General features: G+C 68.4%; 26 protein-coding genes, 1 tRNA gene and 1 pseudogene. 11 read left to right on the top strand and 17 right to left on the bottom strand.

The genetic code is table 11. The annotated features are described in order from the left end of the window. The 3 genes and pseudogenes from ESO89_RS02465 to ESO89_RS02455 all read right to left on the bottom strand — a co-directional run. Nucleotides 1-1,142 (bottom strand): annotated as a pseudogene (locus ESO89_RS02465) (IS4 family transposase); the annotation flags it as partial. Between the two features lie 72 nt (nt 1,143-1,214). Continuing rightward, the gene (locus ESO89_RS02460; RefSeq protein ID WP_008008095.1) at nt 1,215-1,562 is read right to left on the bottom strand and encodes a hypothetical protein; all 348 of its coding nucleotides are present in this window, start codon (nt 1,560-1,562) and stop codon (nt 1,215-1,217) included. 159 nt (nt 1,563-1,721) lie between these two features. Then, nucleotides 1,722-3,611 (bottom strand): ATP-binding protein, encoded by a 1,890-nt coding sequence (locus ESO89_RS02455; RefSeq protein WP_128904088.1) that lies wholly within the window; start codon nt 3,609-3,611, stop codon nt 1,722-1,724. A gap of 159 nt (nt 3,612-3,770) precedes the next feature. Here ESO89_RS02455 and ESO89_RS02450 point away from each other — a divergent pair, with 159 nt between their 5' ends. Then, nucleotides 3,771-3,965, top strand: coding sequence for a hypothetical protein (locus ESO89_RS02450; RefSeq protein WP_128904087.1), 195 nt, complete (start codon nt 3,771-3,773; stop codon nt 3,963-3,965). Between the two features lie 172 nt (nt 3,966-4,137). Here the strand turns inward: ESO89_RS02450 and ESO89_RS02445 are convergent, their stop codons facing one another. Together ESO89_RS02445 and ESO89_RS02440 are read right to left on the bottom strand one after the other, a co-directional pair. Next, nucleotides 4,138-4,494, bottom strand: a complete 357-nt coding sequence (locus ESO89_RS02445; protein ID WP_128904086.1) for a hypothetical protein — start codon at nt 4,492-4,494, stop codon at nt 4,138-4,140. Next, a complete protein-coding gene (locus ESO89_RS02440) occupies nt 4,494-6,038 on the bottom strand; it encodes an acyl-CoA carboxylase subunit beta (protein ID WP_128904085.1) in 1,545 nt (514 codons plus the stop codon). Before ESO89_RS02440 ends, ESO89_RS02445 begins: the two co-directional genes overlap by 1 nt. Nucleotides 6,039-6,336: 298 nt before the next feature. Here ESO89_RS02440 and ESO89_RS02435 point away from each other — a divergent pair, with 298 nt between their 5' ends. The 4 genes from ESO89_RS02435 to ESO89_RS02420 all read left to right on the top strand — a co-directional run bounded on the left by ESO89_RS02435 (nt 6,337) and on the right by ESO89_RS02420 (nt 8,704). Next, a complete protein-coding gene (locus tag ESO89_RS02435) occupies nt 6,337-6,975 on the top strand; it encodes a 50S ribosomal protein L1 (protein WP_128904084.1) in 639 nt (212 codons plus the stop codon). Beyond that, nucleotides 6,972-8,015, top strand: coding sequence for a 50S ribosomal protein L10 (locus ESO89_RS02430; RefSeq protein ID WP_128904083.1), 1,044 nt, complete (start codon nt 6,972-6,974; stop codon nt 8,013-8,015). Before ESO89_RS02435 ends, ESO89_RS02430 begins: the two co-directional genes overlap by 4 nt. An 18-nt stretch (nt 8,016-8,033) precedes the next feature. Next, on the top strand, nt 8,034-8,384 hold the full coding sequence (gene rpl12p / locus ESO89_RS02425; RefSeq protein WP_128904082.1) for a 50S ribosomal protein P1: 351 nt from the start codon (nt 8,034-8,036) through the stop codon (nt 8,382-8,384). Nucleotides 8,385-8,512: 128 nt separating this feature from the next. Beyond that, complete coding sequence (locus tag ESO89_RS02420) at nt 8,513-8,704, top strand: hypothetical protein (RefSeq protein WP_128904081.1); 192 nt, start codon at nt 8,513-8,515, stop codon at nt 8,702-8,704. On the opposite strand, the gene ESO89_RS02415 is transcribed toward ESO89_RS02420, so the two are convergent. Both ESO89_RS02415 and ESO89_RS02410 read right to left on the bottom strand, forming a co-directional pair. After that, the gene (locus ESO89_RS02415; RefSeq protein ID WP_128904080.1) at nt 8,685-9,890 is read right to left on the bottom strand and encodes a sensor histidine kinase; all 1,206 of its coding nucleotides are present in this window, start codon (nt 9,888-9,890) and stop codon (nt 8,685-8,687) included. The genes ESO89_RS02420 and ESO89_RS02415 overlap by 20 nt on opposite strands. A gap of 74 nt (nt 9,891-9,964) precedes the next feature. Beyond that, entirely contained in the window at nt 9,965-10,486 is a 522-nt protein-coding gene (locus ESO89_RS02410; protein ID WP_128904079.1) for an SWIM zinc finger family protein, read from the bottom strand. 318 nt (nt 10,487-10,804) lie between these two features. Here ESO89_RS02410 and ESO89_RS02405 point away from each other — a divergent pair, with 318 nt between their 5' ends. Continuing rightward, nucleotides 10,805-11,026 (top strand): DUF7472 family protein, encoded by a 222-nt coding sequence (locus ESO89_RS02405; RefSeq protein ID WP_128904078.1) that lies wholly within the window; start codon nt 10,805-10,807, stop codon nt 11,024-11,026. 45 nt (nt 11,027-11,071) lie between these two features. Here the strand turns inward: ESO89_RS02405 and ESO89_RS02400 are convergent, their stop codons facing one another. The 4 genes from ESO89_RS02400 to ESO89_RS02385 form a co-directional block, all read right to left on the bottom strand. Continuing rightward, on the bottom strand, nt 11,072-12,244 hold the full coding sequence (locus tag ESO89_RS02400; protein WP_128904077.1) for a DNA primase: 1,173 nt from the start codon (nt 12,242-12,244) through the stop codon (nt 11,072-11,074). Nucleotides 12,245-12,341: 97 nt separating this feature from the next. After that, complete coding sequence (locus tag ESO89_RS02395) at nt 12,342-12,668, bottom strand: hypothetical protein (RefSeq protein WP_128904076.1); 327 nt, start codon at nt 12,666-12,668, stop codon at nt 12,342-12,344. Nucleotides 12,669-12,675: 7 nt separating this feature from the next. Then, nucleotides 12,676-13,371, bottom strand: a complete 696-nt coding sequence (locus ESO89_RS02390) for an HVO_2922 family protein (protein ID WP_128904075.1) — start codon at nt 13,369-13,371, stop codon at nt 12,676-12,678. A gap of 513 nt (nt 13,372-13,884) precedes the next feature. Next, nucleotides 13,885-13,958, bottom strand: a tRNA-Val gene (locus tag ESO89_RS02385). A 61-nt stretch (nt 13,959-14,019) separates the two neighbouring features. On the opposite strand from ESO89_RS02385, the gene ESO89_RS02380 reads away from it, so the two are divergent. From ESO89_RS02380 to ESO89_RS02370, 3 genes are all read left to right on the top strand, one after another. Then, nucleotides 14,020-14,499 (top strand): DUF192 domain-containing protein, encoded by a 480-nt coding sequence (locus ESO89_RS02380; RefSeq protein WP_128904074.1) that lies wholly within the window; start codon nt 14,020-14,022, stop codon nt 14,497-14,499. Between the two features lie 84 nt (nt 14,500-14,583). Then, nucleotides 14,584-15,000, top strand: coding sequence for an SHOCT domain-containing protein (locus ESO89_RS02375; RefSeq protein ID WP_128904073.1), 417 nt, complete (start codon nt 14,584-14,586; stop codon nt 14,998-15,000). A 57-nt stretch (nt 15,001-15,057) separates the two neighbouring features. After that, on the top strand, nt 15,058-15,738 hold the full coding sequence (locus ESO89_RS02370) for a hypothetical protein (protein WP_128904072.1): 681 nt from the start codon (nt 15,058-15,060) through the stop codon (nt 15,736-15,738). A 55-nt stretch (nt 15,739-15,793) separates the two neighbouring features. On the opposite strand, the gene ESO89_RS02365 is transcribed toward ESO89_RS02370, so the two are convergent. From ESO89_RS02365 to ESO89_RS02350, 4 genes are all read right to left on the bottom strand, one after another. Further along, the gene (locus ESO89_RS02365; RefSeq protein ID WP_128904071.1) at nt 15,794-16,945 is read right to left on the bottom strand and encodes an ABC transporter ATP-binding protein; all 1,152 of its coding nucleotides are present in this window, start codon (nt 16,943-16,945) and stop codon (nt 15,794-15,796) included. Nucleotides 16,946-17,074: 129 nt separating this feature from the next. Further along, a complete protein-coding gene (locus ESO89_RS02360) occupies nt 17,075-18,013 on the bottom strand; it encodes a carbohydrate ABC transporter permease (protein ID WP_128904070.1) in 939 nt (312 codons plus the stop codon). Then, entirely contained in the window at nt 18,010-19,032 is a 1,023-nt protein-coding gene (locus tag ESO89_RS02355; protein ID WP_394345364.1) for a carbohydrate ABC transporter permease, read from the bottom strand. The genes ESO89_RS02360 and ESO89_RS02355 overlap by 4 nt, the downstream gene beginning before the upstream one ends. 30 nt (nt 19,033-19,062) lie before the next feature. After that, nucleotides 19,063-20,445 (bottom strand): ABC transporter substrate-binding protein, encoded by a 1,383-nt coding sequence (locus ESO89_RS02350; RefSeq protein ID WP_241686087.1) that lies wholly within the window; start codon nt 20,443-20,445, stop codon nt 19,063-19,065. A gap of 206 nt (nt 20,446-20,651) precedes the next feature. Here ESO89_RS02350 and ESO89_RS02345 point away from each other — a divergent pair, with 206 nt between their 5' ends. Both ESO89_RS02345 and ESO89_RS02340 read left to right on the top strand, forming a co-directional pair. Then, nucleotides 20,652-21,701, top strand: coding sequence for an AAA family ATPase (locus ESO89_RS02345; RefSeq protein WP_128904068.1), 1,050 nt, complete (start codon nt 20,652-20,654; stop codon nt 21,699-21,701). Between the two features lie 2 nt (nt 21,702-21,703). Further along, nucleotides 21,704-22,336, top strand: a complete 633-nt coding sequence (locus ESO89_RS02340; RefSeq protein WP_128904067.1) for a protein sorting system archaetidylserine decarboxylase — start codon at nt 21,704-21,706, stop codon at nt 22,334-22,336. A 41-nt stretch (nt 22,337-22,377) separates the two neighbouring features. On the opposite strand, the gene ESO89_RS02335 is transcribed toward ESO89_RS02340, so the two are convergent. Together ESO89_RS02335 and ESO89_RS02330 are read right to left on the bottom strand one after the other, a co-directional pair. Then, nucleotides 22,378-23,061: a haloacid dehalogenase type II gene (locus ESO89_RS02335; protein ID WP_128904066.1), complete on the bottom strand. Its 684-nt coding sequence runs from the start codon at nt 23,059-23,061 to the stop codon at nt 22,378-22,380. Between the two features lie 60 nt (nt 23,062-23,121). After that, nucleotides 23,122-23,907 (bottom strand): pirin family protein, encoded by a 786-nt coding sequence (locus ESO89_RS02330; protein ID WP_128904065.1) that lies wholly within the window; start codon nt 23,905-23,907, stop codon nt 23,122-23,124. Between the last annotated feature and the right edge of the window lie 200 nt (nt 23,908-24,107).

Below are 24,107 nucleotides of genomic sequence, written 5' to 3'. Positions count from 1 at the left end.
CTGGTGGTGGATCTGAACCACGATCAAGATAACCGCCGAGTTTAGCCACGCTTACTGCGTATCCTTTCCCATCTTGACCACTCAATTCTGGAAATTTCGTTTCCAGAAGTGTGCGCTCTGCCTCACTCAACAGGGTTTTCGGGGATATTGAGCTGTCACCACGACCAAGCTCTCGTAGCTCCAAAACTTTCCACGCAATCACTGAATACACACTCAGCAGGACCTCCATCCGCTCCCAAGATTGCAACTGCCGTTCTTCGATTTCACAGCCGCTCTTGAGCACTTTGTGCCAGTCTTCAATCCGCCAGCGAAGGCCGTAATAGTCAATGACCGTCAGAGTTTCCTCGAACTTTTCGACCGATTCAGTGGTGAGTAACACCCACTGAATCGGGTCATCATTCTTACTGACCTCGTCGACTCTCACGACATTTACTTCGACTGAACCCTCTTGCTCAGGATTATTCCTCGGCGACTTCTTCGTAGAACGCGAATGAATCTGCGCCCCGGTCATGAATGAACAAGGGACGGACATTGTCGGCAAGCCAGTCTCTGGCTTGCCTGTCACCACGACTCCATTTCTCGTGCTCACTGTCCAACTGAATCGGCTCTGCTTTCCCGTTCGTATCGTACTTTTGATCGGCTTGCTGGTCCTCGATCAGCGCCTGCTGATCGATGACCCCTGTCATTCGATGTGTCCGTGGGTTGACTCCAATCGTTGAGTGGTGTTTGACACCCTCGAGGTCCATCTCAGAGTTGCCAATGTCGCCAAGTCCCTCCTTGGAGGGATGTCTCGGAAAGACGAGTTCAGTGGTATCGGAGACAATCAAGAGTTCGTCTGACCGACTCACTCTTGATTGTTGTTGCTGCTTGTGAGCAGAGAGAATTTCGCTGGGGTCCACACTGTCATTCTCGCAAAATCGGTATGTAGCCGTTGTGGACGCGCAGTCTCCGCAAGCAGCGGGGATGGACTCGGCAGGCGAACTGCCGAGTTCATCCCCAAGTTGAACCAGTCGATCGGTCAAACGTTTGTCTCCAAACTCGGCTGATCGAAACTCTGTTCGAATCCATCCTGAGACATCCATGTCACACAACTGTCCGTCCCTATCGAGATCAGGCCGCCAACTCCGTGACTCTCGTCCCATCTTCCCGTCTCAGTTCGTCAGCCGCGGCGTTAGAACTTGTGGGTAAGAGACAAGACTGAACTCGTGGGTGACTTACAGAAACTCCCTGACCTCCGAGTACCACATGTCGTGGTGATCGACCGCGCCCACGGCGTCCGCCACGTCGACCGCGATCGCGTGCCAGCAGCGCTCGGAGGGGTCGTCGGCGTCGAGGTTGTACGTCGCGTCCGCGCAGGTGCACTCCCCGTCCTCGACGACGTACTCGTCGTCGTGACCGACGACGACGGTGAAGTCTCGGTAGCGCTTCACGCGCCCCTCGCCGACCGCCTCGATGGCGCGCTTCCCGCGGTCGCCGTGCTCGTCGACGACGGCCGCGGCGATCGGGCCGGTCAGCTCCCCAGCCTCCGCGATCGCCGCGCGCCAGTCGTCGACCGGCTCCATGTCGGCCCCTTTTCGGGCGTTCGGTTAAACACCGTCGGTCAGGACGGGTGCTCGGCCCCGTCGCGAACGGTTTCACGCGCCCTTCCACCGTCCCGCCGGCGCGTGGCGTCGGGAGCGGCGGGGACTTCCCAACGCCACGCGCGGTCACGACGCGCCGCGCTACTCCAGAACGACCAGCACGTCGCCCATGTCGACGCTGTCGCCCTCGCCGACGTGGACGCTCGCGACGGTGCCGCCGCGCTCGGCGACCACGTCGTTCTCCATCTTCATCGCTTCGAGCACGCAGACCACGTCGCCGGCGGCGACCTCGTCGCCCTCGTCGACATCGACGGAGAGGATCGTCCCCTGCATCTCCGCCGCGATCGCCTCGCCGCCCTCGGCGACGTCGACGCCGGCGTCGTCACCCCCGTCGTCGGACGTCGCCTGCGGGGGGCGCTGCCCGCCGCCGCTGCCGCCGGCGCCGGCGCCGCCCGCCCCGCCCTCCGGAACCGGGATCGCGGGCGCGCCGCGCTCCTCCAGTTCGACCTCGAAGCGCTTCCCGTTCACCTCGACGGTGAACTCGCGTTCGGACACCTCCTCGTCGTCCTCGCCCGCCGACGCCGACTCGGTGCCCCACTGCTCCTGTGCGTCCGCGATCAGCGCCTCGTCGAGGTCCTCGTCGAGGTACTTCGTGGTGTGCGTGCCGTCGACGAACCGGTCGTCGTCGAGCATGAGCCGGTGGAACGGAACGATGGTAACGACGCCCTCCAGGTCGTACTCCGCGAGCGCGCGCTTCGACCGGGCGAGACACTCCCCGCGGTCCGCGCCCCACACGATCAGCTTCGCGATCATCGAGTCGTAGTCGGTCACCAGCTCGTCGCCCTGCCGGAGCGCGTCGTCGACGCGGACGCCGATCCCGCCCGGCGGGTCGTACGTGTCGAGCCGGCCCTCGTTTGCGGGCTGGAAGTCGTTCGCGGCGTTCTCGGCGTTGATCCGGAACTCGATCGCGTGCCCCTCGAGCTCCACGTCCGCCTGCGAGACCGAGAGCCCCTCGCCGCTGGCGACCCGGAGCTGCTCTTTCACGATGTCGATCCCCGTCAGCTCCTCGGTGACGGTGTGTTCGACCTGAATCCGCGTGTTGACTTCGAGGAAGTAGAACGGCGTGTCCGGCCCGAGCGGCTCCGAGGGGTCGCGGTCCACGTTCTCCTCGACGAGGAACTCGACGGTGCCGGCGTTGGTGTAGTCGGCGGCGGCGACGCCGCGTCGGGCGGCCTCGCCGATCTGCTCGCGAAGCTCGTCGGAGAGCGCGGGGGAGGGCCCCTCCTCGATCACCTTCTGGTGGCGGCGCTGGAGCGAGCAGTCGCGCTCGCCGAGGTGGACCACGTCGCTCTCGTCGAGGTCGCCGTCGGCCTCGGGGTCGTCCGCGACGATCTGCACCTCGACGTGGCGGGGGGTCTGGAGGTAGCGTTCGAGGTAGACGGAGTCGTTCGAGAAGTACGCCTCGCCCTCGCGTTTGGCGGATTCGAGCGCCTCCGCGGCCCCGTCGGCGCTCTCGACGACCTTCATCCCGCGACCGCCGCCGCCGCCCTCGGCCTTGATCGCGACGGGGTAGCCGTGCTCGTCGCCGAACTCGGTCACGGCCTCGACATCCGTGACGGGCTCGGTCGTGCCGGGGACGATGGGCACGTCGGCGTCGTCCATCACGCGGCGGGCGTGGGTCTTCTCCCCGAGCCGCTCCATCGCGTCGCTGGCGGGGCCGATCCAAGTGATCCCGTCCGCGGCCTCGACGCGGGCCGCGAAGTCGGCGTTCTCGGCGAGGAAGCCGTAGCCGGGGTGGATCGCGTCGGCGTCTGCCGCCTTCGCGGCGTCGACGACCGCCTCGCCGTCGAGGTACGAGTCGGCGGCGCGGGCGGGCCCCACGTTGTACGCCTCGTCCGCGTACCGGACGTGGCCGCCGTGTTTGTCCGCGTCGCTGTAGACGGCGACGGTGTCGACACCCAGCTCCGCACAGGCGCGCATCACCCGAATCGCGATCTCCCCGCGGTTCGCGACCAGAACCTTGTCGAACATTCCTGCACGTTGTTTCCACCATAGCCCACCTCATTCTATCGGTCCGTGACGACGATCGGTGACGACGATCGTCGTACCCCGTCGGCGTTTCCCGCCGTGTCACCGAGCGACCGCGGCGCCCCGAGACGGTTAAGAGTCTGCCGGGAGCCATATCCGCACATGCTCTCGCCCGGAAACCCCTACGTGTTGCCGTCGGTGCTGGTCGCAGCGGGCGCGTACCTCGCCGCGACGCTTTTGACCGACGCCTCGCTGCTCGTCCGGATCGGCGTCCTCGCGCTCCTCGCGGGCGTCGCGCCGGTCGTCCTCAACCGACTCCTCGGCGGCGGCTCGGCCGACGGGTCGCGCGAGTCGTGAGCCGTCGACTACGGCCATCGGCCACAGATATATACGCGATCGGACGTATTCTCGGACGCACCCTGTGAAGGGTTAGCGTGGCAGTCGGACCGCCGTGGGCCGCCGGCGTTCGCCGAGGGCCGCCGGGGAGGTGGCGGCGGTCCGACCGCCGGGGGAATGCGCGCGACCCGACTCAGAACCGGTCGGCGCGGCCGGCCGCGGTCCACGGGTCCGTCGGCGCGTCGACGGGCACGCGGACCGACCGATTCTGCAGCCGATCGACTCGGCCGGCGAACGACCAGCGCTCGCCCTCCCAGTCCGGCTCGTCGTCCGCCGCGGCCGTGGCGGCCGCCGCGGCGCGCTCGCCGTCTCGGAGGTGGGCCGCGACCGCGGCGGCGATGGCGGCGGCCTCCGCGTCGCCGGCGTCGTCCGGGATCGACAGCCCGGCGAGGGCGACCGCGGCGTCATCGGAGGGGGTGGCGTCACCGGGCGGCGCGGCGTCGCCCGATCCGGACGCGACCTCGTCCCGTTCGGATGCGTCGGTCGCCATCAGATCGGGATGTTGCCGTGCTTCTTCTCTGGCGCGTCCGAGCGCTTCCCCTTCAGCATGGTCAGGTCGTCGATCAGCCGCGCGCGGGTCTCCGCGGGTTCGATCACGTCGTCGACGAAGCCGCGGTCGGCGGCGGTGTAGGGGTTCGCGAACTCCTCGCGGTACTCGTCGATGAGCTCCTGTCTGCGCGCGTCGGGGTCGGCGGCGGCCGCCAGCTCCTCGCGGTAGAGGACGTTGACGGCGCCCTTCGGCCCCATCACCGCGATCTCGGCGGTCGGCCACGCGTAGTTCACGTCGCCGCCGATATGCTTCGACGACATCACGCAGTAGGCCCCGCCGTACGCTTTCCGGGTGATGACGGTGAGGAGCGGGACGGTCGCCTCCGAGAAGGCGTACAGCAGCTTCGCGCCGTGGCGGATGATCCCGTTGTGCTCCTGATCGGTGCCGGGCATGAACCCGGGCACGTCCTCGAAGGTGAGGATGGGGATGTTGAAGGCGTCACAGAAGCGGACGAACCGCGCGCCCTTCTGGCTCGCCTCGATGTCGAGCGTCCCGGCGTTCACGCGGGGGTTGTTGGCGACGATCCCGATCGAGTGGCCGTCGAGCCGGGCGAAGCCGACGACGACGTTCTTCGCGAAGTTCTCCTGCACCTCGAAGAAGGAGCCCTCGTCGACGACGCTGTCGATCACGTCTTTCATGTCGTACGGCTTCCGGGGGGCGTCGGGGACGATGTCGGCCAGCTCCTCGTCGGCGCGCTCGGGGTCGTCCCACGGCTCGACGCGCGGGGGGTCCTCGACGTTGTTGGCGGGGAGGTACGAGAGCAGCCGCGCGATGTCGTCTAACGCCTCTTCCTCGCTCTCCTCCGCGAAGTGCGCGACGCCGGAGGTCGAGGTGTGGGTCACCGCGCCGCCGAGCTCCTCGAAGCTCACCTCCTCGCCCGTGACGGTCTCGATCACGTCCGGCCCGGTGATGAACATGTGCGAGGTGTCCTTGACCATGAACGTGAAGTCCGTGATGGCGGGGGAGTAGACCGCCCCGCCCGCGCACGGCCCCATGATCGCAGAGATCTGGGGGATCACGCCGGACGCCTCCGTGTTGCGTCGGAAGATCTCCGCGAAGCCGCCGAGCGCCTCGACGCCCTCCTGGATGCGGGCGCCCGCGGAGTCGTTGAGGCCGACCACGGGCGCGCCCACGTCCATCGCCTTGTCCATCACCTTACACACCTTCTCGGCGAACACCTCGCCGAGCGATCCGCCGAAGACGGTGAAGTCGTGCGCGAAGACGAACGTCTTCCGCCCGTTCACCTCGCCGTACCCCGTGACGACGCCGTCGCCCGGGATCTGCTGTTCCTCGGTGCCGAACTTGTGGTTCCGGTGGGTGCGGAACCGGTCGAACTCGTGGAAGGTTCCGTCGTCGAGGAAGTAGTCGATGCGCTCGCGCGCGGTCATCTTCCCCTTCTCGTGTTGGGACTCGATCCGGTCTTCGCCGCCGCCCTTCGCCGCCCGCTCGCGGCGCTCGCGGAGGTCCTCGATACGGTCGTCCATCGTCACGCCGGACCACCCTGAGTCATTACCTCGTGGGTCGGCGAGCGGCATCAAAAGGGTTCCCCTATGCGACGTTCTCGGCTTCGACGAGCGTCGAATCCGGTGCCGAAGCGGCGGTCGGCGTCGCCCGGTGCGAAGGGGCTCGACGCTGGGAACCGCCCGCACGGCCCCTGTCTCCGGTTCACACTCGGACGGCCGGTTCGACGCTTTTAAGCCTCCGATGAACCACTTTCCGGTGAGACAGGCTTCGCCTGTTTCACTGACCCGTAGGAGCGACCTGCGTACTACGGAGGTGAAAATGGCAGACACAATACAAGAGGCCGTAACCCTCGCACTCGACGATGCGCCCGAGCGGAACTTCCGCGAGACCGTGGACATCGCGATCAACCTGCGAGACCTCGACCTCAACGATCCGTCGAACCGCATCGACGAGTCCGTCGTGCTGCCGGCTGGAACGGGGCAGGAGACACAGATCGTCGTCTTCGCGGAGGGCGAAACCGCCGTCCGCGCAGAGGAGGTCGCTGACGAAGTACTCGACAGCGACGACCTCGAAGACTTAGGAGACGACGACGACCGCGCAAAGGATCTGGCCGGCGAAACCGACTTCTTCGTCGCGGAAGCCAGCCTGATGCAGGACATCGGTCGGTACCTCGGTACCGTCCTCGGTCCGCGCGGGAAGATGCCTACCCCACTGCAGCCGGACGACGACGTCGTCGACACAGTCAACCGGATGAAAAACACCGTGCAGCTCCGGTCGCGCGACCGGCGCACGTTCCACACCCGTGTCGGTGCCGAAGACATGGGCTCCGACGCGATTACGGACAACATCGACGTCATCATCCGGCGACTCGAAGCGAGCCTCGAGAAGGGGCCGCTCAACATCGACGGGATCTACGTGAAGACCACGATGGGTCCCGCCAAGGAGGTGCCCGTATGAGCTCGGTCCGCAAGACCGAGACGATCCCGCAGTGGAAACAGGAAGAGGTCGACGAGCTCGTCGACTTCATCCGGTCGTTCAACTCCGTCGGGATCGTCGGCGTCGCCGGCATCCCGAGCCGCCAGCTCCAGGCCATGCGCCGCGAGCTGCACGGCTCCGCGGACGTTCGGATGAGCCGCAACACGCTCACCGTCCGCGCGCTCGAAGCGGTGAACGACGGCGTCGAAGAGCTGACCCAGTACGTCTCGGGTCAGATCGCGCTCATCGGCACGAACGACAACCCGTTCGGCCTCTTCAAGCAGCTGGAAGCCTCGAAGACCCCCGCCCCGATCAACGCGGGCGAGGTCGCCCCCAACGACGTCGTCATCCCCGAGGGTGACACGGGCGTCGACCCGGGGCCGTTCGTCGGCGAGCTCCAGACGGTCGGCGCGGCCGCGCGCATCCAGGACGGCTCGATCATGGTCACCGAGGACTCGAAGGTCCTCGACGAGGGCGAGGTCGTCGACGACGACCTCGCGAACGTCCTGACCGAGCTCGGCATCGAGCCGAAGGAAGTCGGGCTCGACCTCAAGGGCGTCTACTCCGACGGCGTCCTGTTCGAGCCGGACGAGCTCGAGATCGACGTCGACGAGTACGAGGCGGACATCCGCTCGGCGGCCGCCGCCGCGCGGAATCTCTCGGTCAACGCCGCGTACCCGACGGCCGCCACCGCCGGCACCCTTCTCGCGAAGGCGTCCGGCGAGGCGAAGTCCGTCGGACTGTTCGCGGAGATCGAGAGCCCGGACGTCGTGCCCGACCTCATCGGGAAGGCCGACGCCCAGCTCCGCTCGCTCGCGGCCCAGATCGACGACGAGGAGGCGCTTCCCGAGGAGTTGCAGGGCGTCGAAGCCGCCCCGGCTCCCGAGACGGACGACGCCGACGAGGAGGAACAGGCGGAGGAAGACGACGACACGGACGACGCTGAGGCGGCCGACGACGACGCCGACGACGCCGACGACGGCGACGACGGCGGCGACGGTCTCGGCGCGATGTTCGGATAACACCACGAGGACACACCAATGGAATACGTTTACGCTGCGCTCATCCTGAACGAGACTGGCGAAGAGATCAACGAGGACAACATCACCGGCGTGCTCGAAGCCGCCGGCGTCGACGTCGAGGAATCCCGCGTCAAGGCGCTCGTCGCCGCGCTGGAGGACGTCGACATCGAGGAGGCCGTCGAGACGGCCGCCGCGGCCCCCGCCGCCGGCGCCGCCGCAGGTGGCTCCGCGGACGCCGCCGAGGCCTCCGAGACCGCCGAGGCCGACGACGAGGAGGACGACGAGGAGGACGCCGCCGAGGAAGCGGCGGACGAGGAGGGCGAGGACGAGGAGGACGGCGGCGAGGGCCTCGGCGAGCTCTTCGGCTAACGCCGGACGATCGCCGGGACCCCCGACCGCGTCGACCGACTCTCAATCATCCGATTTTTACGAACCCGCTATCCGGAGTGATAACGCCGTCCGCGAGTTTATATACCGATCCCGGAAACGGAGAGGTGATGAAGATCGTCGACGGCGACAAGGCTGAGTGCGATCGGTGCGAGTCGATGTTCCCGATCGGAGACGTCTTGCTGCTCGAGAAGGAGACGAACCGCGACTACGAGCGGGTGCTGTGCGAGGAGTGTCTGGGCGACGTCGGGGTGCCGAAGGGGTACACGCTCCGTCGGGACATCAGCCACCTCGCCGGGTGAGCCCTCTCCCGTCGGGGGCGCCGCCGGTCGCTATTTCCACGCGGGCGCCGCCGACCCGACTTATCGTCAGCGAGAGCTCCCAGCCGTGTGCGGCGGCGACGTCGGCGACGATTGCGAGTCCGAGACCGCCCGGATCGCCGCCGTTGGCCGGACGGTACGCCGTCAGCGACTCCGTCGTCTCGTCGTCGAACCCGGGACCGTCGTCGAACCCGGGACCGTCGTCGGCAACGTAGAACCCGCCGTCGGCGAGCGGGCCGACCCAGACGGTCGGCTCCGGGCCGGCGTGGACGGCGGCGTTCTCGACGACGCGTTCGAGCAGCGTTTCGAGCCGGCGCTCGTTCGCCTCCACGGTGACCGACGCCGTGCAGTGGATCGCGGCCTCGTCGGGACACCGGCGCTCGAAGGTCGCGGCCGCGAGCTCGTCGACCCTGACCGGCGCCGTGTCGCCGCCGATCGCGTCGTGATCGACCAGATCCAGAAGCGACTCCGTGAGCCGGTCCATGCGGTCGACCGCCCGGCGCGCGGCGTCGATCCGCTGCTCGTCCTCGGAGTCCCCGTCGAGCCCGTTCAGGACGCCGAGCGCGATGTTGATCGGGTTGCGGAACTCGTGAGCGATCATGCCGCCGATCCTGTCGAGGCGGTCGTTCCGCCGGCGGAGCCGGGCCGTGCGTTCGGAAAGCGTCGCGAGTTCGTCGACACGGTCGATCGCCGTCTCCAGGTTGGCCCCGAAAACGCGCGCGAGCTCCACGTCGCCCTCGGAGACGGCCCGCTCGCGCGGGCTCCCCAGCGTCAGCACGCCGAACTCGCCGAGCGGGACCACGACCATGCTGCCGTCGCCGTCGCGGTCGGCGTCGTCGCCGATCGCCGCCACGCGCTGGTACACCCGTATCTCGCCGTCGTCGAACGCCTCCCACTGCACCGACTCGCCGCGGTCGTACGGTCGTCGCTCTCCGCCGACCGCCCTGAGCTCCGGCGACGCCGCGACGGGCACGAGCGCGTCGCGGTCCGCGTCGTGCTCCCGGACCGTGTTGAACTCGAACCCGAGCAGATCGCTCGCCGCCGCGGTCGCGACGTCGAGCACCTCCGCGCGGGTCTCGGCGGCGGTCATCTCACGGGTCACGTCGTGCAGACGCCGCAGTTCGGCAGCGATGTCGGCGTCGTTCCGCGCGTCCGACTCCCCGTCCATGGCGGATGTGGTAACGCGGCGATAGGAGTAGCTTGCGAATAGTCGTCCGGACCGAACCGAGGCGCTACGGAGCGCTACGGAGCGCTCGTGAGCCGCGAGGCGGGGAACCCGTACCGGTCGCAGTCCGCGACGCGCCGACCCGGCCGGAGAGACTCCGCGTAGACCGCCTCGACGACGGGTTCGTGGGCGCCGTAGTCGGCGTTCGTGGCGTACTCGGCGACCGTGCGTCCCTCGTCGGTGCGGAAGGCGTCGGCCCGTTCGGTCGTGACTTCGACGACGACGAGCCGTTTCCCGGTCTCGCGGTCGCGGACGGCCGCCCCCGGTTCGAACGCGTGTCTGTCACAGAGGTGCGCGCCGCCGGCGTCGAACGGGACGACCGTCTCCGCGCCGCAGACCGCGCAGGCGCCGACGCGCTCGTCGGGCGCGGGAACGGACCCCGCGGTCACCTCCATCGCGACGCGGCGGAGGTGCTTGCAGCGCGAGCCGCGGATCGCGTGGTCCGGGCAGGTGCAGGTACCGGCGTCGAGCGCGACCACGTAGGTGCCGCCGTCGGTCTCGACGACGTAGCGCCGGTCGCGGAGGGGGCGGACCGTCATCTCCTCCGCCGCGGCGCGCGCGGATCGGCCGTCGGATTTGTCGGAGGCTGCCGACGGCGCCGACGACGCCGAGGACGGCTCTCGCGACGGGGTCGGTTCGGGGGCTGCTGACGCGGGTGTGTTTCGAGTGTGCGTCATGGGTGACCGCGAGGGGGACCCTCGCTTCGCGTCGAGATAGGGGCCGGAAACGGATAAGATCGCCGCCGGAGCGGGTCGAGGAGCCGATATTCCCCGATCAAAGCGTGTAGGCCGCGCGATCGGACCGACCTCGCCGCCCTCATCGAAGTCCTTTTTTAGCGGCGACGGAAACTCGCGGGCATGGAAATCGACGCGGAGCTCCGTCGGCAGATCGCGGTCTCGCTGTCGGCGGCCGCGGTCTTCGTCGCCGGACTGATCGGGATCGGGGTCGCGTTCGGCGGTCCCGAGGGGCTGCCGGAGACGGGTGCGATCGCCCTCGTCGTGCTGCTCGCCGCGTTCGTGCTGTTGATGGCGCTCGTCGGCGCGTACCTCATCCGCGCGAACGACGACGACGACGCGTAGCACGGCTACTCGCTTCCGGCTACGACTACTCGCCCTCGGCTACGACTACTCGCTTCCGGCTTCCGCCGCAGTCGCGTTCTCTTCCCGCCAGTCGGTGATCTCGTCGGCCTCGGCCACGCGTTGCTCGTAGTACGCGAGCGGGTCGGCGGCGACCTGCATGTGGTCCTCCTCGTTGTGGCAGATCCCGTAGTTCGCCAGCGTCTCGCAGGTCGGCGGCGGGTACTGACTCCCCCGATCGTCGCTCAGGTACTCGGTCTGGTACCGGATCCCCTCGGCGTCGAGGCTCGTGTCGGCGCAGAACGCGACCACCTCGTCGGGACTCATGCCGATCCCGACGAGGAACGCCATCAGCGCGAACGACTCCGGCGGGGACAGATCCGTGCCGCGCTCGGCCTTGTCGATCAGGTTCCGCATGCAGGGCGGGAACAGGTCGGGAGCGACCACGTCGACCGGGCCGGCGTAGGTGCGCTCGGAGAGCAACCGCTTGAGGTCCGCGACGCCGGACTCGAGCTCCGCGGCGATCCCCTCGCCGGCGGCGAGCTCGAACGGAAGCCCCTCCCGGACCCGGTCCTCGACGGCGGCTTCGAGCGCGTCCAACAGCTCCTCGCGCGAGACGCGCACCTCGCCGTCGGCGAGCGCGCGGTTGACGAGCCGCCACGACTCGCCCCACGAGGGCGACGTGAGCCGGAGGTACGCCCCCACGGCGATCCAGTAGTGCTCCGGGCCGCGGCCGGGCGCGGAGCCGGCCCCTGTCGCGGCCGCGCCGCCCCCGGTTCCCGGAGCCGGCCGCGGGGACTCCGGCCGCACCGCCTCCGTGAGGTCGAACTCGGCGAGCACGTCGTCCAGCGCGACGGTCGGGGTCGACACCGACCGCAGCCCGTCGTCGGTCGCGAGATCCTCGCGGATTCGGTCGATCGCGGTCGCGGCCTCGGCGGCGGCGTACTTCCCGATGGCGGGTTCGGAGTCCAAAAGCGAGACGAGTATCCGCGCGATGGGGTACGAGAGCAGTTCCGCCTGCGCGTCGTAGGCCGACTCGGCGGGGAAGGCGCCGCTCTCGGACGCGACGGTTCCGTCCATCAGGGCGCGCTCGACGCGCTCGCGGGCGCGCTCGACCGCCGGCGCGTCGGCCGCGACGAGCTCCGGCAGCGACACCGCGGCGTCGGCGACCGCCTCGCGAGCGGTCGCGAAGAACGGGTACTTGGCGTCGAGCGCGTCCATGTCCGGGCCGAGATAGCAACGGGCGGCGAATAAGCGGTGCGGTCCGCGTCGGCGCGGACGGGCGCCGGGGGGTGGACGAGCCGTTCCGGAGCCGGACTCAGAGCCGCCCGCGGAGGTAGTGCCCGAGGTAGCCGCCGACGATCCCCGACCCGAGGGTGTAGGCGGCGGCGAGTCCGACCACGAGCAGCGCGATGATCCCGAACTCCGCGGGCGCCCCCGCGACCCCGAGGAAGAACAGCAGGACGACCGACAGCACTGAGCCGGCGATCCCGCCGACGAGCCCGTAGACGAGCACGTCGACCGGGTCCGCGGGCGCGTCGTCTCCGGGCGCGAGGAAGTCGTTCGAGGAGCCCGCTCTCGCGTCCGGCGAGGGCGTGTCGGCGGACGTGATGTCGGCGGTGGAGGGCGTGTCGGCGGGGACCATCGTTCGATTACTCCTCCGCTTCCTCCTCGCCTTCCTCTTCGCCGACCGCCTCGTCGTCGCCCGGTTCCTCGACGACGGCGCCGGGCGCGTTCGACTTCACGCTGTTGAGCCCCTGTTTCGCCTTCTGCTTGGAGGCGTACCCCTGTCCGCCGTCGGCGATGACGTTGCCGTTGTCGTGGCGGAGCCGCCAGCGGTGCTCGTCCGCCTTGTCGCGGAACAGCTCGAAGGTCGCGTCGCTGCCGCCCTCGTCGGGGGCCTCCTCGTCGCGGGAGACGTCGATCACGTGGGCGCCCGGCGCGTTCCGCTGGACGCTCTCGATGCCGGAGTTCGCGTCGCGCTTGTCGGAGTACCCGCCGCCGCCGTCGGCGATGATGTTCCCGTTGTCGTGGACGAGCCGCCAGCGCCACTCGTCGGCGCTGTCCGCGTACAGCTCGAATGTCGCCTTGCTCGCGGCGGCCTCGTCGTCGATCTCGCCCGCCGCCTCCGGCCACTCCATCTCGACCTCGAAGTGGACCGTCCCGCCCTCGCGTTCGAGTTCGACTTCCACCTCCTGTTCCGCCGCCGGATCGACCGTCACCGTGCCGGCGTCGTCGACGGGGACCGGCTCTCCGCGGCCGAGCGCCCGCGCGATGCGTCGGAAATAGGTGGCAAGCGCCTGTCGGCTCCGTGACCGCCGCGACTCGTGAACGGTTTCTTCGGGCATACGAGACCCACGTCGCAGCGAGCGCACAAAACGCTATGGCTGATCCTGGGTAATTATACTACACTCACGAACGGCTGTGCGGTGGCGCGTGCCTCCGAGTGGCCGACAGGCCACGAGGAGCGCCGCGCGAGGGCGCGGTGAGCGCTCGGAGAGCGCGAACCGCAAGGTTGGGGAGGCGTGAGGCTGCGGTCGGGTGGAACTCAAAGGGGCAGTCGCGAGGACGAAGCACGACGACGCAAGCACCACAGCGAAGGAGCGTCAGCGACTGAGCGAGGAGCGTAGCGAGGCGCGCGAGTCCTCGCGGCTGGGGCTTTGGAGGAGTCCACTGCCGAGTCACCGATCGCGTCGATCCACGATCGATCGATATCAGCAGGTAGATCGCTCTCCAGCGATGCGGGCTCGGGCGGGTTCGAACTCGATGGCGAGACTCGCTTCGCTCGTCTCGCGTAGTTCGAACCGCGCCCTCAAACAGTCACAACGGCGCCGCTCACGAGTTGTTCGCGGCGCCGATAGTGGGCTCGGGCGGGTTCGAACCGCCGACCTCAGCCTTGTAAAGGCCGCGTCATGACCAGCTAGACCACGAGCCCTCAGGGATTCAAACCCGCCGGGAGCGGAAAACGGTTTCTTTCTGCGGCGCGAGGATCGGCCGTGAACCGCCGCCTCCTCGCGATCGCCGGCGCTCTCGCCGCCCTCGCCCTCCTGATCGCCGCCGCGATCGCGGCGAACCCGACCCTCCTGATCGCCGGCTACGACACCGCGACCGTCGAGGCGGTCGACGGCGAGACCGGCGAGTCCCTCGCGACCGTCGAGGCGCGCGTCGCCGACGGCCTCGCGAAGCGGTACGTTGGGCTCTCCGAAACCGACGATCTGGCCGCCGACGGGGGACTGCTGTTCGTCCACGGCGAGGCGGGCGAACACGCCTACGTGATGCGGGACATGGCGTTCGGGCTCGACATCGTCTTCGTCGCCCCGAACGGCACCGTCACCCAGATCCACGAGGCGGCGCCCGACTCGCGCCCGTACACCCGGTACCGCGGGACGGGGCGGTACGTCCTCGAAGTGCCGCGCGGCTGGAGCGAGCGCAACGGGGTCGAACCCGGCGACCGGCTCGTCTTCGATCTGGACTGACCCGCGACGAACCCCCGCCACCCCGTGACGAACACGCTCCTCCGTGACGAAACCGATTTGCCCCTTGCGGGCGTCGACCAAGCTATGACCGGTCTCCCCCGCCGGATCGCGTGGAACGTCCGCCACCGCTGGCGGCGGATCTTCGCGGTCCTCGTCGTCGGCGGCGGCGTCGCCGCCCCACTCGTCACCGGGCTCTGGTGGTCGCTGCCGCTCGTCTGGTTCTTCGGCCTGTTTGTCGCGCTTCCGGTCCTCCACACGCTGACGAAGCCCCTGCCCGACGAGGACGGCGACGGCGACGACGCCGGCGCGCCCGACGACCCCGCCCTCCGCGCGCTCCGCGAGCGCTACGCCCGCGGCGATATCGACGAGCGGGAGTTCGAGCGCAAGCTCGACCGCCTGCTGGAGACCGAGGACGCGGAGACCGTCGACCGCGACGCCGAGGACATCGCCGAGCGCGTCCGCGACGGCCTCCGGCGGGAAGTCGAGCGCGTTCGCGAGTGATCCCGGCGTCGACCGCGACCGTCATCGTTTTGCGCGGCGCTAGCGAGAGTTTCTGACGTGTTCCTCGACGCGCTCCGGTACCCGCTCGCGGACCGAAGGCGGCTGGACGGCACCGCGAAGTGTCTCGCAGCGCTCCTGATCTGCGGCGCGCTGGTTCGGTTCGCGGCGCGCCTCTCGCCCGACTGGTCGCTGGTGGCCCCGCTCGTACTCGCCGTCGGTCCCCTCCTCGCGTGGCTGGGCCTCCTCGGCGGCGTCCTCGCGGGCGACGGGTTCCCTTCGCTGGCGACGACCGCCACGGCGCGGCTCGCCGGCCGGCTTCTCGGTGTCGCGGCCGTCTACCTTCTCCCCGCGGCCGTCACCGTGGTCGCCGCCGGCTACGTCGTCGCGAGCGGGACGATCCCCGACGCACTGGGCGGCGTGACCCTCGCGACTCTTGCCACCATCGCGCTGCTCGTCACGATCGTCTGCGGGTATCTCTTCCCGGCGGCGGCCGTCGTGAGCGTTCGAAACGGGCTTTGTGCGGGGCTCGGGCGGGACGCCCTCCGCGGCACGGCGTCGAGCACCTACTTCCTCGCGTGGGTGGGCGCGACCGTGCTCGTCGTCGTCGCGTGGAGCGCGCTCGCGGCGACGGCCGCGCGGAGCGTCGCCGCCCTGCTCGCGCTCGGGTGGTGCGCCTACGCCCACGTCGCCGCCGCGGCGCTCCTCGCCGAGGGCGTCGATCGGACCGCCTACTGGTGACGGCGGCTCGCGGACGGCGAAAGCAGCAAAAAAATCGAACCGGCCAGCGGTCCGGTCAGGCGAGGTCGACCTGATCGGCGGCGTCCTCCATCGACCGGTTGTGCAGCGCCTCACCCGTGACGCGGTCGAAGAGGTGGATCGCGTCCTCCGGGATCTTCGCGGTCACCGTGTCGCCCTCGCTGACGCGCGTGAATCCGTCGATCGTCGCGACGAGCGTCGCGGCGGACTCGGGGTCAGCGTCGGGGTCGAAGTGGAGGTACACCGTGTTCTCGTCGCCCATCGGCTCGACGACGTCGACGGTCATCTCGAACTCGTGCGCGTCGGCTCCGCCCTCGACGAGTTCGATCGCCTCGGGGCGAATCCCCAGAACGAGGTCGGTCGCCTCGCCGAGGGTCCCACGCACCTCGTCCCCGACGGGGTACTCGAAGACGTCGCCGACCAGCCGGTCGCCGTCGAGCGCCACGCCGAAGAAATTCATCGAGGGCTCGCCGAGGAAGCTCGCGACGAACCGGTTGGCCGGCTCGTGGTAACACTTCAGCGGCGACGCGATCTGCTGTAGTTCGCCGCCGTCGAGGATGGCGATCCGGTCGCCCATCGTCATCGCCTCGGTCTGGTCGTGGGTGACGTACACCGTCGTCACGCCGAGGTCGTCTTGGAGGCGCTGCAGCTCCGTCCGCATCTCCGCGCGGAGCTTCGCGTCGAGGTTGCTGAGCGGCTCGTCCATCAGGAACACCTCGGGGTCGCGGACGATCGCGCGACCAAGGGCGACACGCTGCTGTTGCCCCCCTGAGAGGTCCTTCGGCTTCCGGTTCAGCAGCTCGCCGATGTCGAGCAGCTCGCCGGTCTCCGTGACCATCCGGGCGATCTCGTCGTCCGGGAGATCCGTCGACTCTTCGAGCCCGAACGACATGTTCTGTTGGACGCTCATGTGCGGGTAGAGCGCGTACGACTGAAACACCATCGCGATGTCCCGGTTCTGCGATTTCACGTCGTTGATGACGCGATCGCCGAGCGCGATCGTGCCAGACGTGATCGTCTCTAGTCCGGCGATCATCCGCAGCGTCGTGGACTTTCCACAGCCCGACGGACCGACGACGACGAGGAACTCCCCGTCGTCGATCGACATCGAGATGTCGTCGACGGCGACGATCTCCTCGTCGCCGTCCTGAAACGTCTTCGTTACCGAATCGAGTTCAAGCGTTGCCATATCTGTGAGTTGTGGTCGCCGTCGAATAGTCGTTTGCGCGTCGCGCCGACTCCCATCTCGGGGCGTCGCCGGTTCCGTCCAGCATCCGCATGCGGGTCACACCGGTGTCGTCCGGCGTCCGTGCGGGCGTCACGCCGCCACCCCCTCGGCGAACTCGTCGCCGAATAAGATGTACACCGCGAGCGTCGGGAGCGCCGCGAAGAACGCCCCGGCCATCCGGAGCGCGAAGTCTTGGCCCTCCATCGATGTCCCGAGGCCCGCGAGGATCAACACGACCGGGGCCGCGGGGCTCGACTCGGTCGAGACGAGCACCAGCGTGAACAGCAGGTCGTTCCAGATCTGGGTGAACTGGTAGATGAGCACCACCGCGAACATCGGCCCCGAGAGCGGCAGCACGATCCGCCGGTACACGCGGCGGAGCGACGCCCCGTCGAGGCGAGCGGACTCCATCATTTCCTCGCTCATCGTCTTGTAGTACGTCCGGAACAGGAGCGTACAGATCGGGATCCCGTAAGCGACGTGAGTGACCACCAGTTCGACGATCCCCACGTAGTCGTCGTCGATCCCGAGCGCCCAGACGAACGAGAGGATATCGCCGAGCTGGACCCACTGCGACCAGAACTGGGTCAGCGGAACCAACACCGCCTGGTACGGGATGAAGATGCCCGCGATGATGAGCGCGAGCACCAGCGCCTTGTACGACGGCTTCCAGTTCGGGATCGTCAGCCCGTACGCGGTGAGGCTGCCGATGAGCGCCGAGATGATCGTCGCCGGGACGGCGTACAGGAGGCTGTTCCCCATCCCGCGCAGCAGGGCGTCGATCGCCGTCTGCCACTTCTCGAACGTGAACCCGGACGCTCCCGGCGGAGCGAACGGGGCCGTCTCGATGATCGCGGTGCCGGTCTTGAACGACGTGACCAGCCCGGACTCGATGGGGATGAGGTAAAAGGCCGCCGCCAAGACCAACACGACGTACAGCGCGGCGTCTTCGACCGTCACTCCCTCGAGATTCCACCGGGGGTTCGCCGTCGCGCCGCTTCCGTCGGTTCGAAGTTCTCGGTCGCTCATAGGTTGTTCCTCCGGTATTCGTAGACGAGGTAGGGGCCGATGACCGCGAGCGCCATCCCGAAGAGGACGATCGCGATGGCCGCGCCGTACGCCCACTGGGAGTTCGAGTACGCCTCACGGACCATCTTCGTCGCGAGGATGTCGGCGCCGTTCGGCGGCCGGTATCCCCCTACCAGCGAGTAGAGGAAGTCGAACGCCTTCATGCCGAACACCATCAACACCACGGCGGCGCTGATCGTCGCGCCCTTCAGCTGGGGAATGATCACGCGCCAGTACATCTTCAGGGTCGACGCGCCGTCGACCTTGGCCGCCTCGTAGTGTTCGTCCGGGATCGCGCGGAGCCCGGCGAGGTACACGACCATCGCGTACCCCGAGAACTGCCACATCAGCGCGAAAATAACGGCGTAAAGGACGATTCCTTGGTTACCGAGCCAGCTGATCGGCCCGAGGCCGACGACGCCGATGACGCTGTTGGCGATCCCGTTATTGTAGTTGTAGATCCACAGCCAGAACTGGGCGGTCACGACGAACGAGAGGCTCATCGGCAGGAGGTAGATCGTCCGGAACGTGTTCTCGAACCGAATCCCCCTGTCGATCAAGATCGCCAGCACGAGGCCGACCGCAAGCGTCCCCGCCGTGAACGCGACCAGCAGAATGAGCGTGTTGACCGCGGCATCGATGAAGCCGGAGTCCGCGAGCGCACGCGTGTACATCTCGAAGTCGAGATTCGAGTAGTCCGGCGCGTTCGCAAAGCCCTCGTAGTCGGTGAACGAAATAAGGAGGTTCCAGATGACCGCACCGTAGACGAACAGCCCCATCAGCAGGAACGGCGGGAGCCAGAAGATCGACGACTCGACGAAGTCGGTCCCGAAGCGGCGGTCTATCGCAGCGCTGAGCCGCTCCGTCACTCCGGTGTCGGACTCCGATTCGGGGCCCGTGGCGGCCCCGTCGCTCACGACGCCGCCGTCGGTGCGAGGTTCATCTTCGTCGCCCGAGGACGGGCTGATCGCGCGGTGCAATCGTCGGTAAAAATCGAGCATCTGGTGGACTTAGTTCGACACCGCGTCCAAGAAGCCCTGCGTCGCCGCATCGACGTTGTACGGCCCGGTGAACTCCGAGGAGATGACCTGATTGAGCGCCGTCATCGTCTGCGAGGTGACGCCGAGTCCGTGCTGAAGGTTCGGCGGCCGGTACTCCGCGTTCGCGAAGTCCTCGGCCGTCTCCTGGAGGTACGGACCGAACTCGTCCATGCTCACGTCCGTCCGGGTCGGGATCGACCCCTTGTACTGGTTGAACGCGATCTGGGCCTCCTCGCTGCCGACGAACGACAGCCAGGTCTTCGAGGCCTCCGACGTCGGGTTATCCGCCGGGTAGAGGAACGAGTCGAAGTGCAGCGTGTACATCTCTTCCGTCCCGGGGAACGTCTTGAAGCCCCAGTCGTCCTCGTAGTCGAAGTTCTCTGCGTTCCGGAAGGCGCCCGCCGCCCAGTTACCCTGGTGGATGAAGGCGGCCTCGCCGTTGATGATTTTCTGATTCGACTGCGTCAGGTTGAGCGATGCGGCGTCGTCGCTGATGTAGTTCTCCAGCATCTCGGCGGTCGTCTCGAACGCCGATCGGACCGCGCTCTCGGAGCCGTTCCCCTCGAGGAAGTCCATGTACGGCTGATAGCCGTTCTCAGAGAGCATCACGACGGCCCACAGCTGCGTCGTCGTCCAGGTGCCGGACATCGCGTGGGTCATCGGAACGGCGTCGGTCTCGCTCGCCACCGTGTCGAAGGCGTCGATGAGCGCCGAGGCGCTGTTCAGCGACTCGACGTCGATGCCCGCGTCCTCGACAACGGAGGCGTTGTAGAAGAGGCAGTTCAGGCGGTGCGAACCGAGCGGAACGGCGCGGTAGCTCCCGTCCTGCTGGTGGAGGTCGACCGCCTCCTCGACCATCACGTCCTCGAAGCCGTTCTCTTCCCAGACGTCGTCGACGGCACCGAGGGCACCCTCGTAGCGGCGGAGGTTCGGTCCCGGCCAGCCGGCGAACGACCCCGGCGGATCGTTGCTCTGGAGCCGGTTCGCCACGACGGCGTCGAGGTTCTCGTTGCCGCCACCCCCGATGGGGTTCATTTCGAGGCCGACATCCGGATGCGCCTCGTTGAACGCTGCCTCTAGCGCCTCGGCCGCCGCGGCGCCGTCGCCGCCGGTCCAGCCGTTGAGAACCTCGACCGGATCGCTGGAGCCGCCGTCACTGCCGTCGGAACCGTCGGAACCGTCACTGCCGTCGGAACCGTCGGAACCGTCGCTCCCATCACTGCCGTCGCTTCCGTCGCCGCCGTCCCCGCCTCCGGAACAGCCGGCGATCCCCACGGTCGCGAGGGTTCCGGCGCCGGCCACGTAGTGGCGGCGCGTGAGGCGGTCGTCGTCGGATCGACTGTCTTGTGGCATGTACAATGCTTATCTTTACTCCCAGTACTTAACGATTGATGTTCATTTACTCCGATTGTTAATAATGTCTGTGCGTCGATCCCCGGACCGGCGGCGGCCGACGCGGCTCGGCGGAGGCGGGTCACGGAGGGCGTTGGGACCGGCGGCGGCCCGGAGCGGAGCCCGGACCGACCGATTCTTGAGCGCGTGGCCCGGAGGGGTCGACCATGGAGGGACCGCTGTGGATCGACGCGCACGCTCCCGCGCTCGACGAGATCCGCCAGGACGAGGCCCGCGAGCGGCTGGAGCGCGCGGTCGACGAGCCGATGAACCTCGTCGTGCAGGGGCCGCCCGGCGTCGGGAAGACGGCGGCGACGCGGGCGCTGACCCGGGCCGCCCACGAGAACCCCGAGGGCGACCTGATCGAGATCAACGTCGCCGACTTCTTCGGCCGGACGAAAAAGGAGATCCGGACCGACCCCCGCTTCGAGGGGTTCCTGCAGGGGCGGAGCCGGATGGCGAAACGCGACATGATAAATCGGGTGCTGAAGGAGTCGGCGTCGTACGCGCCGATGTCCGGCGAGTACAAGACGGTCCTGCTCGACAACGCCGAGGCGATCCGCGAGGACTTCCAGCAGGCGCTCCGGCGCGTGATGGAGCAGCACCACCGCACCACGCAGTTCGTGATCGCCACCCGGCAGCCGTCGAAGCTCATCGCGCCGATCCGCTCGCGGTGCTTCCCGGTTCGCGTGCGCGCGCCGACCACCGACGAGACGATCGACGTGCTCGAAACGATCTGTGAACGCGAGGCCGTCGGCTACGACGGCGACGGACTGGAGTTCGTCGCCAGCGCGGCCGGCGGCGACCTCCGAGAGGCGATCCTCTCGGCGCAGGCCACCGCCGTCGAGGGCGGCGAGATCACCATGTCGACCGCCTACGAGACGCTCGGCGAGGTCGGCGACGACGACGCGATCCGGGAGGCACTCGCCGACGCCCGCACCGGCGACCTGAAGGACGCGCGCTCGACCCTCGACGACCTGCTCGACGACGGCGGATACGACGGCGGGGAACTCCTCCGTGAGACCCTGCGGGTCGCCCGCGCGGGCTCCGAGTACGGCGGCGACGACCTCGCGCGACTCCACGTCCTCGCCGGCGAGGCCGACCTCGATCTGACCGACGGGCTCGACGATCTGACCCACCTCGTCCACCTGCTCGCGGCGTGGGCCGCGGGCCGCACCGAGCTTCGGCCCGAACTCCGGACCCCCGCGGGGGGCTGACGATGGCCCGGAACCCTCCGCTCGCGACGGTTCTCCCGTTCAACGTGGTCGACGAGGCGTGGCGGCTGGCGCTCGCGCCCGCGCTCGCCGCCGCGGTGACGCTGCCGTTCCTGCCGCCGGTCGGTGTCGGCCTGCTCGCGCTCGCGCTCGGCGTCCTCTGGTTCCACCGCGACCCCGATCGCTCGACGCCCGACGCAGAGGGCGTCGTCGTCGCGCCCGCCGACGGAACCGTCTCGGTCGTCCGCGAGGAGGGGGAGCGCCTGCGCGTCGGCGTGTTCATGAACGTCACCGACGTGCACGTCAACCGTGCGCCGCTCGCGGGCGAGGTCCACGAGGTGCGACACCGCCCCGGCGCGAACCGCCCCGCGTTCAGCAAGGAGTCCGACCGCAACGAGCAGGTCGCGATCGACTTCGGCGAGTACGAGCTGCTGGTCATCGCCGGCTGGTTCGCCCGCCGAATTCACCCGTCGGTCGAGCCCGGCGACGCCGTCGACCGCGGCGAGCGCGTCGGCCACGTCTCGTTCGGGTCGCGGGCGGACGTGATTCTCCCCGCCGACGTCGACGAGGGCGACCTCCTCGTCGGCGAGGGCGACGCGGTGCGCGCCGGCGAGACGATCGTCGCCGAGCGGGACTGAGCGCGCGACCCCGGCTCGGTGTCGATCTCCCGCCGACCGCCTCAGACGCCCAGCGCGTCGGCCAGCTCGTGGATCGACTCGACCGTCAGGTCCGGGTCGCTCGCGAACGGCTCCCACGGCGTCCCCTTCCGATCGACGCGGACCGCCTGCATCCCCGCGTGCGACGCGCCCAGCACGTCGAACCAGCCCGCGGTGACGTGGACGATCTGGTCGATCGGCGTTCCGGTCCGAGCCGCGCCGTGGCGGTACAGCTCCGCCGCCGGCTTGAACGTCTCCACCTCGTCGGCGCTTATCGTCCCGGCGATGAGATCGCCGATCCCGGCGTGGTCGACCATCGAGTCGAGCATCTCCGGGTTCCCGTTCGAGAGAACGTACGGCTCGTACCCCCCCTCCCGAAGGCGCTCGATCCCCGACCGCACGTCGTCGAACACCTCCAGTTCGTGGTACACCGCGAGTATCTCGTCGCGCTCGGCGGTCGACAGATCCACGCCGTGAGCAGCCAGCGCGTACGTCAGCGCGTCGCGGTTCATCTCGTAGAAGGGCTGGTAGCCGTCGATCGCGTTCGCGACGAACGTGTACGCCAGCGAGCGCGACCGCCAGAGCCGCGACACCGGCTCCGGGTCGGGGACGCGGTCGGCGAGCGCCGCCTCGGCCGCCTCCACGTCGACGAGCGTGCTGTACGAGTCGAAGGTGACGGTCCGAACGCGGTCCGGATCGAGTGGCATTCGGTCGCCCCTTCGAGGGCCCGCGTTATCATACCTCGTTCCCTGCCGCCGAGCGGGCGGTTACAGGACGAACGGCCCCTGCTGACGGATCGGCTCGCCGTGCGGCCGCCCGGAGACGGCGACGAACCGGAGCGTTTCTCCTTCGTCGCTTTCGACCGTCACCTCTCGCGCGTCCGCGTTCGGGAGCACGTCGCCCGCGGCGAACTCGCGGGGGGCATCGACGTCACCGTCGGCGCCGGCGTCTCTAACGGTCCCGCTCCCCTCGACGCCGTAGAGGAACCCGGACCACCCGTCGGGGACCTCCCACGTCCACGCGTCGGTGACGTGAACGTCGAGGTACTCCATCGGAGTGTACAGCTCGATCGGCGAGCCCTCGCCCACGACGGTCGTGACGGTCGCGCCGTCGAGGTCGCTCGTGGGAAGCTCCGCGGCGCTCGCGTCGACGTAGTCCGGGTCCGCCTCCTTCTCCTCGCGCGGGAGGTTCACCCAGAGCTGGAGCCCGTTGCAGGCCTTGCCGTCGGCCGGGAACTCGGAGTGACGGATGCCGCCCCCGGTCGTGATCCGCATCGCCTCGTTCTCGCGGGCGGTGTGCTCGACGCCGAGCGAGTCCGCGTGGTCCATCCCCCCCTCGATCATGTACGAGACGATCTCGAACCCCTTGTGCGGGTGCATCGGGAACCCATCGTCGGGGTCGATGTAGAACCGCTCGAACAGCACGAACGGATCGAGGTTGTCGGGGTGGCCGTTCGTCGGGAACGCGCGGTCGGAGTTCACGCCCGTCCCGTGCCTGACCGTCTCGCCGGAGAGCGGCTCGACGCCGCCCGCGGTCGTCTCGTCTGGTGTCATACTCGATCTGATGAGTTCGGTACTGATAAGCTCCGCGTCGCCGGTAGTCAAGAATAGACAGATACTGTATGGTTATTTCAAAATAGCTACCTAGTACCCTATTGAGCGGTTTATATCGCACGTAGGTAGTAGCAGAAATGTTACTGAAATGCGTTACAGAGAAGGTTCTTACCCGTCCCGTGCATAGACAGGAATGTAAC

Source organism: Halorubrum amylolyticum (assembly GCF_004114995.1).
In the GTDB taxonomy this organism is placed as follows: domain Archaea; phylum Halobacteriota; class Halobacteria; order Halobacteriales; family Haloferacaceae; genus Halorubrum; species Halorubrum amylolyticum.
The sequence above is the reverse complement of the archived record's forward strand: the minus strand, read 5'-3'. Positions and strand labels throughout refer to the sequence as shown.